The organism is Pseudomonas graminis (assembly GCF_001705435.1).
Classification (GTDB): Bacteria; Pseudomonadota; Gammaproteobacteria; order Pseudomonadales; family Pseudomonadaceae; genus Aquipseudomonas; species Aquipseudomonas graminis_B.
Window position 1 is genome coordinate 61,904 of the sequence record NZ_MDEN01000059.1, and the last position, 13,511, is coordinate 75,414.

Annotated in this window: 17 protein-coding genes; 8 read left to right on the plus strand and 9 right to left on the minus strand. The window is 60.2% G+C overall.

All coding sequences use genetic code 11. From position 1 onward, the window contains the following. Positions 1-9: 9 nt before the first annotated feature. Both BBI10_RS08475 and prlC read right to left on the minus strand, forming a co-directional pair. Positions 10-297: a YheV family putative zinc ribbon protein gene (locus tag BBI10_RS08475; RefSeq protein ID WP_065987977.1), complete on the minus strand. Its 288-nt coding sequence runs from the start codon at positions 295-297 to the stop codon at positions 10-12. Next, positions 294-2,345, minus strand: coding sequence for an oligopeptidase A (gene prlC / locus BBI10_RS08480; RefSeq protein WP_065987978.1), 2,052 nt, complete (start codon positions 2,343-2,345; stop codon positions 294-296). Before prlC ends, BBI10_RS08475 begins: the two co-directional genes overlap by 4 nt. A 90-nt stretch (positions 2,346-2,435) precedes the next feature. Here prlC and BBI10_RS08485 point away from each other — a divergent pair, with 90 nt between their 5' ends. Further along, positions 2,436-2,984 (plus strand): gamma carbonic anhydrase family protein, encoded by a 549-nt coding sequence (locus tag BBI10_RS08485; RefSeq protein WP_065987984.1) that lies wholly within the window; start codon positions 2,436-2,438, stop codon positions 2,982-2,984. Between the two features lie 8 nt (positions 2,985-2,992). Then, a complete protein-coding gene (locus tag BBI10_RS08490; protein ID WP_065987986.1) occupies positions 2,993-3,643 on the plus strand; it encodes an HAD family hydrolase in 651 nt (216 codons plus the stop codon). 32 nt (positions 3,644-3,675) lie between these two features. On the opposite strand, the gene BBI10_RS08495 is transcribed toward BBI10_RS08490, so the two are convergent. Next, on the minus strand, positions 3,676-4,740 hold the full coding sequence (locus BBI10_RS08495; RefSeq protein ID WP_065987988.1) for an aminopeptidase: 1,065 nt from the start codon (positions 4,738-4,740) through the stop codon (positions 3,676-3,678). A gap of 108 nt (positions 4,741-4,848) precedes the next feature. Here BBI10_RS08495 and BBI10_RS08500 point away from each other — a divergent pair, with 108 nt between their 5' ends. Further along, positions 4,849-5,265, plus strand: a complete 417-nt coding sequence (locus BBI10_RS08500) for a hypothetical protein (protein ID WP_065988271.1) — start codon at positions 4,849-4,851, stop codon at positions 5,263-5,265. Positions 5,266-5,374: 109 nt separating this feature from the next. Here the strand turns inward: BBI10_RS08500 and BBI10_RS08505 are convergent, their stop codons facing one another. Both BBI10_RS08505 and BBI10_RS08510 read right to left on the minus strand, forming a co-directional pair. Next, positions 5,375-5,608 carry a DUF1161 domain-containing protein gene (locus BBI10_RS08505; RefSeq protein WP_065987990.1) on the minus strand — a complete coding sequence of 78 codons (234 nt, stop codon included), beginning with the start codon at positions 5,606-5,608 and terminating at the stop codon, positions 5,375-5,377. A 131-nt stretch (positions 5,609-5,739) separates the two neighbouring features. Beyond that, positions 5,740-6,171: an OsmC family protein gene (locus tag BBI10_RS08510; RefSeq protein WP_037017022.1), complete on the minus strand. Its 432-nt coding sequence runs from the start codon at positions 6,169-6,171 to the stop codon at positions 5,740-5,742. A 287-nt stretch (positions 6,172-6,458) separates the two neighbouring features. Here BBI10_RS08510 and BBI10_RS08515 point away from each other — a divergent pair, with 287 nt between their 5' ends. Beyond that, on the plus strand, positions 6,459-7,460 hold the full coding sequence (locus tag BBI10_RS08515; RefSeq protein ID WP_065987991.1) for an LLM class flavin-dependent oxidoreductase: 1,002 nt from the start codon (positions 6,459-6,461) through the stop codon (positions 7,458-7,460). A gap of 80 nt (positions 7,461-7,540) precedes the next feature. On the opposite strand, the gene BBI10_RS08520 is transcribed toward BBI10_RS08515, so the two are convergent. Both BBI10_RS08520 and BBI10_RS08525 read right to left on the minus strand, forming a co-directional pair. Then, on the minus strand, positions 7,541-7,765 hold the full coding sequence (locus tag BBI10_RS08520; RefSeq protein ID WP_065987995.1) for a DUF1161 domain-containing protein: 225 nt from the start codon (positions 7,763-7,765) through the stop codon (positions 7,541-7,543). 159 nt (positions 7,766-7,924) lie between these two features. Further along, complete coding sequence (locus BBI10_RS08525; protein ID WP_065987998.1) at positions 7,925-8,140, minus strand: dodecin; 216 nt, start codon at positions 8,138-8,140, stop codon at positions 7,925-7,927. A gap of 182 nt (positions 8,141-8,322) precedes the next feature. Between BBI10_RS08525 and BBI10_RS08530 the strand changes: the two genes are divergently transcribed. After that, complete coding sequence (locus BBI10_RS08530) at positions 8,323-8,646, plus strand: DUF883 family protein (protein ID WP_037017008.1); 324 nt, start codon at positions 8,323-8,325, stop codon at positions 8,644-8,646. On the opposite strand, the gene BBI10_RS08535 is transcribed toward BBI10_RS08530, so the two are convergent. Next, positions 8,647-9,546: a LysR family transcriptional regulator gene (locus tag BBI10_RS08535; RefSeq protein WP_065988000.1), complete on the minus strand. Its 900-nt coding sequence runs from the start codon at positions 9,544-9,546 to the stop codon at positions 8,647-8,649. Between the two features lie 120 nt (positions 9,547-9,666). Here BBI10_RS08535 and trpB point away from each other — a divergent pair, with 120 nt between their 5' ends. From trpB to BBI10_RS08550, 3 genes are all read left to right on the plus strand, one after another. Then, positions 9,667-10,899 carry a tryptophan synthase subunit beta gene (gene trpB / locus BBI10_RS08540; protein ID WP_065988002.1) on the plus strand — a complete coding sequence of 411 codons (1,233 nt, stop codon included), beginning with the start codon at positions 9,667-9,669 and terminating at the stop codon, positions 10,897-10,899. Then, on the plus strand, positions 10,899-11,759 hold the full coding sequence (gene trpA / locus BBI10_RS08545; RefSeq protein WP_065988004.1) for a tryptophan synthase subunit alpha: 861 nt from the start codon (positions 10,899-10,901) through the stop codon (positions 11,757-11,759). The genes trpB and trpA overlap by 1 nt, the downstream gene beginning before the upstream one ends. A 75-nt stretch (positions 11,760-11,834) precedes the next feature. Next, positions 11,835-12,344 carry an anti-virulence regulator CigR family protein gene (locus BBI10_RS08550; RefSeq protein WP_065988005.1) on the plus strand — a complete coding sequence of 170 codons (510 nt, stop codon included), beginning with the start codon at positions 11,835-11,837 and terminating at the stop codon, positions 12,342-12,344. A 188-nt stretch (positions 12,345-12,532) separates the two neighbouring features. Here the strand turns inward: BBI10_RS08550 and BBI10_RS08555 are convergent, their stop codons facing one another. Continuing rightward, positions 12,533-13,483: a choline sulfate utilization transcriptional regulator gene (locus tag BBI10_RS08555; protein WP_065988006.1), complete on the minus strand. Its 951-nt coding sequence runs from the start codon at positions 13,481-13,483 to the stop codon at positions 12,533-12,535. Between the last annotated feature and the right edge of the window lie 28 nt (positions 13,484-13,511).

A 13,511-nucleotide genomic window follows, 5' to 3' on the forward strand; every position in this document is an offset into this window, starting at 1 on the left:
GAGATCACGTCAACTCGGATCAACCGGCTTCTTCAGCTTCGGATTCGGGAAGAACTGCACGCCCTGCACCTTGGGATCGGCCGGCTTCACCACAGGCTTGTTCACCCGCGTGCCAAGTTCTGTCGGGATCGATTGCCCCTGGGCATTAAGAGTGTCGGAATAACCGCAGTGCACGCATTGACGGTGCGGCACGTCGTCTTCGTTCCACATCATCAACTTGTCAGGCTCGCTGCACGCCGGGCAGACAGCCCCGGCGATGAAGCGTTTCTTGGTAATCACCTGCGGTGTCTCGGTCATGCTGCCGCTTCCTCACTCAAGCCCGAATGGCGCAAGAGTGCGTCAATCGAAGGCTCGCGTCCGCGGAAGTCGACGAACAGCACCATCGGCGCCTGGGACCCGCCCCGCGCCAGGATGGCCTCACGGAAAGCCCGGCCGGTCTGCTCGTTGAATACGCCTTCTTCCTCGAACTTGGAGAACGCATCGGCAGATAGCACTTCGGCCCACTTGTAGCTGTAATAGCCCGCCGCATAACCGCCGGCAAAGATGTGTGCGAAGCTGTTCGGGAAGCGGTTGTACGCGGGCGGACGCATGACCGACACCTCGTCACGCACGGCTTCGAGCACTTGCAGCGTGGTGCGGCCGTCGCCGTGGGTGGCGTGCAGCTCGAAGTCGAACAGTGAGAATTCCAGTTGGCGAACCATCATCAGCCCGGACTGAAAATTCTTCGCCGCGAGCATTTTTTCCAGCAGGTCCTGAGGCAGCGGTTCACCGGTTTCGTAATGACCGGAGATCAGCGCCAGGCCGTCCGGCTCCCAGCACCAGTTTTCCATGAACTGGCTAGGCAGTTCGACCGCATCCCACGCCACGCCATTGATGCCCGACGCGCCCGCATGCTCGACGCGGGTCAGCAGGTGATGCAGGCCGTGGCCAAATTCGTGGAACAGGGTGGTGACTTCATCGTGGGTAAGCAGCGCAGGCTTGCCGCTGACCGCCGGGGTGAAGTTACAGACCAGATTGGCCACCGGGCTTTGCAGTGTGCCTTCAGCGGTGCGACGACGATCGCGGGCGCCGTCCATCCACGCGCCGCCACGCTTGTTGGCGCGGGCGTAGAGATCAAAGAAGAAGCGGCCGACGTGCTGGCCGTTTTCCTTGATTTCGAACAGGCGAACGTCCGGGTGCCAGGTGTCGAAGCCCTTCTGCTCGGCGATTTCAATGCCGTACAGTTTTTGTACGATCGCGAACAGGCCGGTCAGCACTTTGTCGACCGGGAAGTAGGCGCGCAGGGCTTCCTGGGAAACGCTGTAACGCTGTTCACGCAGTTTCTCGCCATAGAAACCGCTGTCCCAGCTTTGCAGGTCCGGGCAGCCTTGCTCGGCGGCATAGGCTTTCAGCTGCTGCAGATCCTGAACGGCAAACGGCTTGCTGCGCTTGGCCAGATCACGGAGGAAGCTAAGAACGTGATCGCTCGACTCAGCCATCTTGGTGGCCAGACTCAGCTCGGAGAAGCTGGCGAAACCCAGCAGTTTGGCCAGTTCCTGACGCAGATCGAGAATCTGCTCCATGATCGGACCGTTGTCGTTTTTGCCTGCGTTCGGCCCCTGGTCAGACGCGCGGGTGCAATACGCCGCGTAGACTTCTTCACGCAGCGCGCGGTCTTCGGCGTAGGTCATGACGGCGTAGTAGCTCGGGAACTCGAGGGTGATCAGGTAGCCTTCCAGGTCTTTCGCCTGGGCAGCGGCGGCCATTTGGGCTTTGGCCGAATCGGTCAGGCCGGCGAGGGCGGCGTCATCAGTGACGTGCTTGCTCCAGGCTTGAGTCGCGTCGAGCAATTGGTTGGAGAACTGGCTGCCCAGCTCGGACAGCTTGCTCTGCACCTCGGCGTAGCGTTTTTGCTGCTCCGGCGGCAGATCAATGCCCGACAGGCGGAAGTCGCGCAGCGATTGCTCGAGAATGGTCTTCTGGGCGACGTCGAAATTCGCCGCTTCCGGGCTGTTGGCCAAGGCTTCGAAGGCCTGGAACAGCTCGCGATTCTGGCCCATTTCTGTCGAATAGGCGCTCAGGGCCGGCAGACAAGACTCATAGGCTTCGCGCAGTTCCGCGCTGTTGCACACGGCGTTAAGGTGACTGACCGGGCTCCAGGCGGCGCCCAGGCGATCGTTGAGTTCGTCCATCGCCAGCACCAGGCCAGCCCATGTAGGCTGCGAACCTTGCTTGGTGAGGATGTCGGCAATCGCGGCGCGATTGTCGGCGAGAATCTGTTCGATGGCAGGTTTTACATGCTCGGCACGAATCGCCGAGAAAGGTGGCAGGTCGTAGGATTGCAACAGAGGGTTGTTCGCGCTCACGGTTTGGCACCTTGGCTAAAAGAAACACCCACGCATCTTAATTAGAATCGGCGCCGACCGCAGCTATCGGCGCCAGAGAAGGAGCCTATCGTGGCCATTCGCACGTTCCAGAACCACACCCCGGCCCTTGGCGAGCGGGCGTTTGTCGACCATTCGGCGGTTGTGATCGGCGATGTCGAAATCGGCGCCGACAGTTCGGTCTGGCCGCTGACGGTCATCCGCGGCGACATGCACCGCATCCGCATCGGCGCGCGCACCAGCGTGCAGGACGGCAGTGTGCTGCACATCACCCATGCCGGGCCGTTCAACCCCGACGGTTTCCCGCTGTTGATCGGCGATGAAGTGACCATCGGCCACAAGGTCATGCTGCACGGCTGCGCCGTCGGCAATCGCATTCTGATCGGCATGGGCACCACGATCATGGATGGCGCGGTGGTGGAGGACGAGGTGATCATCGGCGCGGGGAGCCTGGTGCCGCCCGGCAAACGCCTCGAGAGCGGGTTTCTCTACGTCGGACGTCCGGTGAAGCAGATGCGCCCGCTGACCGAGAAAGAGATCGCTTTCTTCCCCTACAGCGCGACCAATTACGTGAAGTTGAAAGACCAGCACCTGGCCGAAGGCTTCGACAAACCCTGCTGAGAGCACACATGCATTACCAGAATATTTTGTTCGACCTGGACGGCACCCTGACCGATCCGCGCGAAGGCATCACCCGGTCCATCCAGTTTGCCTTAAGCAAGCTGGGTATCGACGAACCCGACATCACCCGGCTCGAGCATTTCATCGGCCCGCCGCTGTTGCAGCAATTCATGCGCGCCTACGATTTCGACGAAGCGAAGGCCTGGGACGCGGTGGGCTTTTACCGCGAGCGTTTCAAGGTGACGGGCCTGTACGAGAATCTGGTGTTCGACGGCATCTTCGAACTGCTCGAGATGCTCTCGGATCAGGGCCGTACGCTGTTCATCGCGACATCCAAGCCCTGGGTGTTCGCCCATGAAATCGCCCGGCATTTCGACTTCGCGCGCCATTTCAAGGTGATCTACGGCAGCGAGCTGGACGGCACCCGCACTGACAAGGTCGAGCTGATCCGGCACTTGCTGGACGAAGAGCAGCTCGACCCAAAACAGACGCTGATGATCGGGGACCGCAAACACGATTTGATTGGCGGCAAGCGCAACGGCTTGGACGTGGCAGCGGTGGGGTACGGGTTTGGCAGTCGTGACGAGCTGGAAGCCGAGGCGCCGACGTATCGCTTTGAGTCTGTCAGCGCGCTGCATCAGGCGTTTCTCGATACCTGAGGCCAGTCATTCTGTAGGAACGATCATGCCGCTCAGGCTTTTTGGGCCAGCCGCTGCAGCGCCACCTTGCGTTCCTCCATGGGCAATTTGCCCAGCTTTTCCACCGCTGAATAGAACGCGGGCCAATCGCCGTTGACCTGCCTGAACAACGCCTCGAACGCCGGCACCCACTGATCGTACAAACCGATGGGCAGCAGGCGTGCGTTGTTCATCGGTGCGTACACCCAGCCGTCGAAACGCTTGTCGCCGCCCCACTGGCTGTCGCGCAACTGCCGATACTCCCTGCGCAGACGCTCGAACTCAGCGGCCTTACGTTCGCGCATCACCTGGGGGCTCAGCGGCTCGGCGTACAGCGCTTTCAGCCGATCCCGGGTGTCGAGGGCCAGTTGAGTCAGCTGATCCCGTCGCCGCGCTTCCGAAGACCCACCTTCGGCAGGCAATCCCCGCGCCGCGCGCCACTGACGCGTGCCTTCCTGCTCCACGAAACTGGCGTAGGACTCGTTGAATTCACTGTCGTCCTTCACGTAAAACCGCTGGTGCGCCAGCTCGTGGAAGATCAGCGTGGCCAGTCGCTCATCGCCCCAGTTCATCATCGAGCTCATGATCGGGTCATCGAACCAGCCGAGCGTCGAATACGCCTCAACGCCGCTGACATACACGTCCTTGCCCGCAAGCTTCTGAACGGCCGCATCCCCGCGCGCTGCGCCCTGGGTGTAATAGCCGCGATAGGCCACGCACCCGGCGATGGGGAAGCAATGGGTGACAGGATCAAGGGAAAATTCGCCGGTCGCGAAGACGTTCCAGACGACAAACGGGCGATGGATGTCGGCGTACAGGCGGTAGCTGCGGTTATCCGGCAGATGCAGATGCTCGGTCGCAAACGCACGGGCCTGCTGAGATGTGCGCAGATGATCCCGCAGCTTAGGGTCGCGATTGGGGTCAGCGATGACGTCCGCAACCGGTTCACGCGCCCGCAACAGGGCCATTTGGCCGCTGGCCAGTTGTGAGTAATAGGAAAGACTGGAGCAGCCCCCGAGGAGTAAAGTCGCCAGCACCGGGAGACCATATTGCAGCCAGGCCGTTTTCGATCGAATCATGCAGCAGCCTTAACGTCGATATTCATGAAGTCCAAACACCAGCGTTATGCCGGACAGCCCGCCGCTGACGCAACCATCATCGCCATTTGCCCTGCTGCGGAGTTCATCATGCGCTTGCCTCTGTCCCTCGTTGCCCTGAGTCTTCTGGCTGGATGCGCGGGACCGCTGCCTGCGGTCGATCCCCAACAGGCGTGGGTCGACCTGCACACCTTCACCGGCAAAACCCTGATGGCCGACAAACTGGACGGCGTGCGCACCTACGACGGTCGCTTCTTTCAGGTGACGCCCGGCCGACACAAGCTCGAAGTGCGTTACGACTACGACTACGCGCCCGGCGCGATGGGCTTGTCGATGGACATCTACAACGAGCGAACCTGCTACGTGACAATCAACTACGACCGCTTCGAGGCCGGCCACCGCTACCGTCTGGATGTGCGCAATATCACCAACAGCATCGACGCACAGTTGCGGGACGAGCAACGCAACGTGCTCGCGGAGGAGGGGGACATCTTCTGTATTCCATAAGGCTTCTGCGTCCCACGACGCTGCTGCATTCCGTGACCCGTGACCGCGACGGCAACGCACAGGGATTCGCTTATTCAAGGCTCACGAAACACTTTGCTCAACGCCCGGGCTACCGATCGTTGTTCTGATAGATGATCTTTTTTGTGCCGTTTTCGCAGGTGCCGACGACCATGTTCTGGTCATGGACCTCTTCATTGGTCACCACTTCCAGCGTGTAAGAGCTGACATTCTGAGCCTGGATTTTGGCCTCGATTTCGTCCTTGAGCTCATCGCAGGGCTTGGGCGCAGCGAAGGCACTGGTGGTCAGCGCACCGAGAATCAGTATTGCGGCGATACGTTTCATGATCGACTCCTTCGACACCGTGCGATACGCATCGGCCTTGCATGTGACCGTGGGGGCGCACGCCGGTTCTGGCGCGTCCATAACGAAGATGGCCCGCAATTGCGGGCCATCGAGTACAGCGGTGAAGCAAATCAGCTCACGAGCGTGGCATCGAGCGTGATTTTGGCGTTCAGCACTTTCGAAACCGGGCAGCCTTCCTTCGCATCGTTGGTCAGCTTTTCGAACTGCTCCTGAGTCGCGCCAGGGATCTTGGCTTTCAGTGTCAGGTGCACTGCGGTGATTGCAAAACCGCCATCGACTTGATCCAGGGTGACGTCAGCGGTGGTGTCGATGCTGTCAGCTTTCAGGTTGGCATTGCCGAGGATCATCGACAGGGCCATCGAGAAGCAGCCAGCGTGGGCTGCGCCGATCAGTTCTTCCGGATTGGTGCCCTTGCCGCCTTCAAAACGGGCCTTGAAGCCGTACGGCGCTTCGCGCAGGACGCCGGTTTCAGTAGAGATGCTGCCGATACCCGACTTCAGGTCACCTTCCCAGTGGGCGGATGCTTTCTTGACGATGCTCATGGTGTCTCCTCATGAAAAAGTGCGATTTCGCTCGCACGCGGACCAAAGTTCTGAGGAGTGTAGGCGAGACTTAGTTCAACGCTTGTGCCGCACGTGCTTTTTTGCGGACGGTCGCACCGTCAAAATCCGACCAAATTAGTAGGAAATTTCGCATTGCCCATTGCAACTCTGAAATCCGCCCTTATCCTATGGCTTAACGCAAATATTTAGTCTTAATGCCGGTTTGCTCGCGTGATGTCCCCCGACGGATGCGCCGATTCAAGCCTCAAGAGGATCAACAACGGCCTATGAAACGATTAGCTGATGTGAAGATTTCGACGCTCGATCTGGTGCCCGTCCGCGAAGACAAAGGCCCGGCGGAATCGCTGCGTAACGCGCTGGATCTGGCGCAACACGTCGAGAAATGGGGCTACAACCGTTTCTGGGTGGCCGAGCACCACAACATGGATGGCATCGCCAGTTCGGCGACTTCTGTTCTGCTGGCCTACCTGGCCGGTGGGACATCGACCATCCGGGTTGGGTCGGGCGGGATCATGCTGCCCAACCACGCGCCGCTGGTGGTCGCCGAGCAGTTCGGCACGCTGGAAAGCCTGTTCCCGGGGCGTATCGATCTGGGCCTCGGCCGCGCGCCGGGTTCCGATCAGATGACCGCCAGGGCCCTGCGTCGCGAGCGCTCCGGCAGTTCCGATGATTTCCCGGATGACGTGACTGAACTGGTCAACTACCTCGGACCGCGTCAGCCTCATCAGCGGGTTCTCGCTGTGCCCGGTACCAATACCAACGTGCCGATCTGGTTGCTGGGTTCGAGTCTGTTCAGCGCTCAACTGGCCGGTGAGCGAGGGCTGCCGTATGCATTCGCGTCACACTTCGCGCCGCGTTTCATGCACGAAGCGATTCGCGTCTACCGCAGCCACTTCAAACCTTCCGAGGTGCTCGACAAGCCCTACGTGATGCTCGGCGTGCCGCTGGCCGCCGCAGAAACCGACGAGCAAGCCGAGTATCTGGTGACGTCGGTGTATCAACGGATTCTGAGCCTGATGCGTGGGCAGAGCTTGATGCAGAAGCCGCCCGTCGAGAGCATGAATGGCCTGTGGCTGCCCCATGAACGCGACGCAGTGATGGATTTCCTGGGGCTGGCGGTCGTCGGCGGCCCGGAGAAGATTCACGCGAAGCTGGACGTGCTGCTTGAACAGACCGACGCGGACGAGCTGATCTTCACCTGCGACATGTACGAACATGCCGATCGCCTTCGCTCTTACGAGATCCTGGCGCAAGCAGCGAGGGGCTGATACAGGGCCACGCGCTAAAACGGTCTGCCAAAAAAAACCGACGCCAGATGCGTCGGTTTTTTTATGTCAGCGGGCCGGTATCAGCCGCGCTTGTAAACGATTTCCATGCTGCCGCCTTCGCAGGTGCCGACGACTTTGCCATCCGCCGAGCTGCCTTTTTCAACAGCTTCCAGCGTGTAGGAAGAAACGCCTTTGTCTTTGATCTTCGCGTCGATATCGGCTTTCACGTCATCGCACGATTTGCCAGCGGCCATGGTAGTGCCCGCGATGCTCAACAAGCCTATGGCCAACAGAACTTTTTTCATCGGTACATCCCCTCGTCAGGCGCAATTTTCGGATCAACAAGGCCGCTCCAATCGAGCGGCCTGACTACATGAACCTGCGTCGTCACCTTGGAAAAGTCACGACTGCGCGGTATGTATAGCGAAGGTTGTGGCACTCGGCCACTGCAAAAGTTCAGCGACTCAGCTGTTGTCGATGCGGAAGCCGACCTTGATGGTGACCTGGAAGTGGCCCACTTTGCCATCTTCAATGTGACCGCGGGTTTCCAGCACTTCGAACCATTCCATGAGTTTCACGGATTTGGCCGCCTGGGCAATTGCGTTCTGAATCGCGTCGTCGGTGCTCACAGTCGATGAGCCAACCAGTTCCAGCATTTTGTAAGTGTGATGATCAGACATGGCAGTTCTCCTGAAGGGTGTTGCGCGGTGGCAGCGCCGCAGTGATTGTGTTCACTACCTCTGTGCCGAAATGCGCCCTAAAAGTTCAGAAGAAACGGTACTTCACATCACGCACTGCACTTTCTCGAAACCCTGTAGTCGGAAACAACACACGCCACTCATCACAGCAGGAGAGTCAAATCATGGCATTCACGTCATCCCGTAAAGCGTCGTTGCAAAGCATGGAAGCCGAGATCGAGAGTCTGCTCAAGTCGCTGGAAGGCTTGAAGTCCGACGCTTCCGACGAGTCGCGCAAGACCCTGAAAAACCTGAAAGCCAACGCTGAAAGCGCGCTGAGCCATTCGCGCAGCCTGTTGAGCGATGTCTACGAAGACGTCAAAGTCAAAACTCGCGAAACCAGCGTTGCGACCCGTGATTACGCCCAAGAGCACCCTTGGACCACCGCAGGCGTCGCCGTCGGCGCAATCGGCCTGCTGGCAGCCTACCTGCTGTGCAAGCGCGGCTGATCAAGTCCGCCCCGATCGCTCGAGTTCCTGTTTGAGCCATCTAGCCAGGTGCTGAGCGCGCCCATCAGCGGCGCGCTTTGGTACCCATAACGCCAGCTGCGCCGGGGTTTCACTGAACCCCCATGGCGCAGCCAGGCGTCCGGCCTTCAAGTCCTCAGCCACCAATGGCTCTGGTGCGATCGCAACCCCCAGGCCCGCGACGGCCGCCTCCAGTAAATAATACAAATGCTCGAAATCCTGTCCGTAGCTCAGCGCGTCGGGCTCGATGCCGTTTTGCGTCGCCCATGTCGGCCAGGCTTGCAGCCGCGATGTGGTCTGTAGCAAGGGCTCACCCAACAGCGCGTGGACCGGTGCGTGCCGTAGCTCGTCGAACCGTGCGAATCGTGGACTCATCACCGGCCCGATGCGCTCGCTGGCAAGCTCGAAGACCTGCATGTCCGCAGGCCACGGCGGCTCGGCGAATATCAGCAGCGCGTCCAGCCCCGGGCGCCGTGGGTCGAGGTCTCCTTCTCCCGCGGACAAATGCAGGCGCAGGTCGGGGAGGTCGGCATTCAGGCGCCCCAGCCGCGGGATGAACCAGCGCGCCAGCAAGCTTCCTGAACAACCCAGTACGAACGGCGCATCTGCGCTGCCCTGGCTAAGCTCGGCACAGACGGTGCGCAGACGGTCGAACGCTTCAGCGCTCGCGTCGCGCAGACGGATCCCTGCATCTGTGAGTTTCAGGCCACGACCTTCCTTGATGAACAGGCCAACGCCCAAGTGCTCTTCCAGCACTTTCAGCTGACGACTCACGGCACCATGGGTTACGTGCAATTGCTCGGCCGCCTGGCTGACGCTGTTCAGCCGGGCGGTGGCTTCAAACGCACGCAGGGCGTTGAGGGGCGGAAGATCTCTGCTCATGGGATAGGTGAGTTTTCCTGACAGGTTGCGCCGATCTTATCGGTTTTCATCGTCGCTGGCGCTGGTTAGAGTGTGATCACTGCCTGACGGCTCATCCAATTCGCATCCCCGGAGGTCCACATGACCCAGACCCAGACACAAAATGCCTACAGCAGCGGCCCGGACGACCGCGGTATGTTTGGCGGGTTCGGCGGCCGATATGTCGCTGAAACGCTGATGCCGCTGATTCTTGATCTGAGCCGCGAGTATGAAATCGCGAAGACTGATCCAGCATTTCTCAACGATATTGCCTACTTCCAGCGCGACTACGTGGGCCGTCCCAACCCGCTGTATTTTGCCGAACGCCTGACCGAATACTGTGGCGGCGCGAAGATTTACTTGAAGCGCGAAGAGCTCAACCACACCGGCGCGCATAAGATCAACAATTGCATCGGCCAGATTCTGCTGGCGCGGCGCATGGGCAAAAAACGCATCATTGCCGAGACCGGCGCCGGCATGCACGGCGTTGCAACGGCGACGGTCGCCGCGCGCTTCGGGCTGGAATGCGTCATCTACATGGGCACCACTGACATCGAACGTCAGCAGGCCAACGTATTTCGCATGAAGCTGCTGGGTGCCACGATCATTCCGGTGGTCTCCGGCACCGGCACGCTGAAAGACGCCATGAACGAGGCGCTGCGTGACTGGGTCACCAATGTCGACAGCACCTTCTACCTGATCGGCACCGTCGCCGGGCCGCATCCTTACCCGGCCATGGTCCGCGATTTCCAGGCCGTCATCGGCAAGGAAACACGTGTACAGATGCAGGAGCATGAAGGTCGCCTGCCGGACAGTCTGGTGGCGTGCGTTGGCGGTGGCTCCAATGCCATGGGCCTGTTTTATCCGTTTCTGGATGACAAGAGTGTGCGCATCATCGGCGTGGAGGCGGCTGGTCACGGCATCGAAACCGGCAAGCACGCCGCCAGCCTGAACGGCGGCGTTCCGGGCGTGCTGCATGGCAACCGTACTTTCCTGCTGCAGGACGACGATGGCCAGATCACCGACGCCCACTCGATTTCAGCCGGCCTCGATTACCCAGGCATTGGTCCTGAGCACGCCTGGTTGCACGACGTTGGCCGGGTCGAATACACCTCCGTCACTGACGACGAAGCGCTGGCTGCCTTCCACCGATGCTGCCGCCTCGAGGGCATCATCCCGGCGCTGGAAACCGCTCACGCCCTGGCTGAAGTCTTCAAACGCGCACCATCGCTGCCAAAGGATCACCTGATGGTGGTCAACCTGTCCGGTCGTGGTGACAAAGACATGCAAACCGTGATGCACCACCTTGATTTGTCCCAGCAGGAGAAACACTGATGAGCCGCCTGCAAACACGTTTTGCCGAACTGAAAGAACAAAATCGCGCAGCCTTGGTGACCTTCGTCACCGCAGGCGATCCGGGCTATGACACCTCGCTGGCTATTCTCAAGGGATTGCCGAAGGCAGGTGCCGATGTGATCGAACTGGGCATGCCATTCACTGACCCGATGGCCGACGGCCCGGCGATTCAGCTGGCCAATATTCGAGCGCTCCACGCCAAGCAAAATCTCGCAAAAACGCTGCAGATGGTGCGTGAGTTTCGCGAAGAGGACAGCACGACGCCACTGGTACTGATGGGTTACTACAACCCGATTCATAATTACGGGATTGAGCGCTTCATCTCCGAAGCCCATACCTCGGGCGTTGACGGATTGATCGTGGTGGATCTGCCGCCAGAGCACAACGCCGAGCTGTGCGACCCTGCGCAGGACGCTGGCCTGGACTTCATTCGTCTGACCACACCGACCACCGATGACGTTCGTTTGCCTACGGTGCTCAACGGTAGCTCAGGTTTCGTCTACTACGTGTCGGTAGCGGGCGTAACGGGTGCAGGTTCGGCGACGATCGATCACGTTAAAGACGCCGTGCAGCGCCTTCGCCGCCATACCGATCTACCCATCAGTGTCGGCTTCGGGATTCGCACGGCTGATCAGGCAGCGGCCATTGCACGCGTTGCCGACGGTGTGGTCGTCGGCTCGGCATTGATCGACCAGATCGCCAATGCGTCTTCGCCAGAACAAGCAGTCAGCGGCGTGCTGGGTTTGTGCGCGCAGTTATCGGAAGGCGTGCGTAAAGCCCGCGTAGCCGAAGGTAAAGTTTCTGATACAGAGGAATCTCGTTCTCTGGCAGCACACTAAGCCGTACAGCGAAGGGGTTCAGGACCACGTTCTGAACCCCTTTTTGCTGCCCGTATTGGCTCAGGAGCGCGCTACATGAAAGTCTCGAATCGTTTGATCGCCGGGTTGGGTGTGTTGATGCTCAGCGCCAGCGCGCTGGTTCAGGCTGCACCACCGGATCAACGCGGCGGCGATGACAATGGCCCCGGCCAGCATCAGGACCACGGCCAACCCAATGGTCCGCAGGGCGACCGCGGCAACGGCAACGGCAACGGCAACGGCAACGACCATCGCAACGAACCGCGCGCCGATAACCGTGGCAACAACCAGCGTGGCGGGCGTCCTCCTGCCGACTTCGGCGACGTACGCCGGACCATCACCGAGCACCGGGAAGTCATCGGTCGCGGTCAGCCACTGCCTCCCGGCGTCCACATCGTCAAAGGCCACCCGCTGCCACGCGGTTATGGCCGTCGACTGGACCAACGCTCGCTGCAATACCTGCCGCAATACGATGGCTACGAATGGCGCCGCCTGGGCCCGGACGTTGTGCTGATCGCAATCGGCAGCGGAATTGTTTATGAAATCCTCGATGGCGTGCTCAACTAAAGCAGCTTCGGTATCACGACCATCAGGAGTGAGCTTGCTCGCGAAAGGGGCCGTCCAGCCGCGATAAATTTAGCGGCTGTACTGGCCTATTCGCGAGCAAGCTCGCTCCCACAGGTTATGCATCTGCGTGAAAGTCGGCGTCGTCGCCATGCTCGTAGCGACGTCCAACAGAATGCTGATGCCAGGTGCTAAACCGCAATCGACGGCAGGGCCTTGCCCTTCAGCAAATCCCCGCTCAACGCCTGCTCACTTCTTAACCAATCCACAAATCTTTGGACGATCTGCACGCGGCGTTTGCGTTGCGGCAGGACGATGTAATAACCGTATCCGGAGACGGCGCTGGCTTCGATCGGGCGGCACAACAAGCCCTGCTCCAGCAAATCATCCACCAAGTGTCGCCAGCCGATGGCCACGCCCTGGCCGCCGATCGCCGCTTGAATCATCAGTGTGTAGTTATCGAATCGCAGCTGCCCCGGCGCGGGTGCCTGGAGGATATTCAGGGCGCGGAACACGCCACTCCAGTCAAACCAGTTGTTGCCGCCTTCGCCACGAAGGTGCAGCAGCGCGAAGTCTTTCAGCGCCTCAGTGGGCAGGGGCAGGTCGCGCCCCTTCAGCAATTGCGGACTGCACACCGGGAACACCTCCTCGCTGAATAACCAGTGGCTTTCACCCTGCTTGAATCGCCCGTCACCGAACAACACGGCCACATCGATATCCGCGCGCAGCATGCTGTGACTGCGTTCGCTGGTGACCAGGCTGACGTCGACGTCGGGGTTGTCCTTATGGAAACGGTGCAGGCGCGGCATTAGCCAATAGGCAGCGAAGGCGAAGTCGGTCGCCACTTGCAGCACCTCATGCTGATGCTGCTCGGTGATTGCGCTGAGGCCAGCGTCCATCGACTCCAGCCCGGTCTGTACGTGATTGAACAGGATCTGCCCGGCGTCCGTCAGCTCGATGCCGCGGTAGATGCGATCAAACAGCCGCGTCGCCAGTTGCTCCTCCAGCCGCTTGATTTGCTGGCTGATGGCCGGCTGAGTGGTACCGAGCTCGATGGCCGCAGCGGTAAAACTGCGCAACCGTGCGGCGGCTTCGAAGCCGCGAAGTAAATCCAGCGACATGACACCAAGGGCTTCAAACATAAGCTGCACTTATCCTAGGCATTGCCTC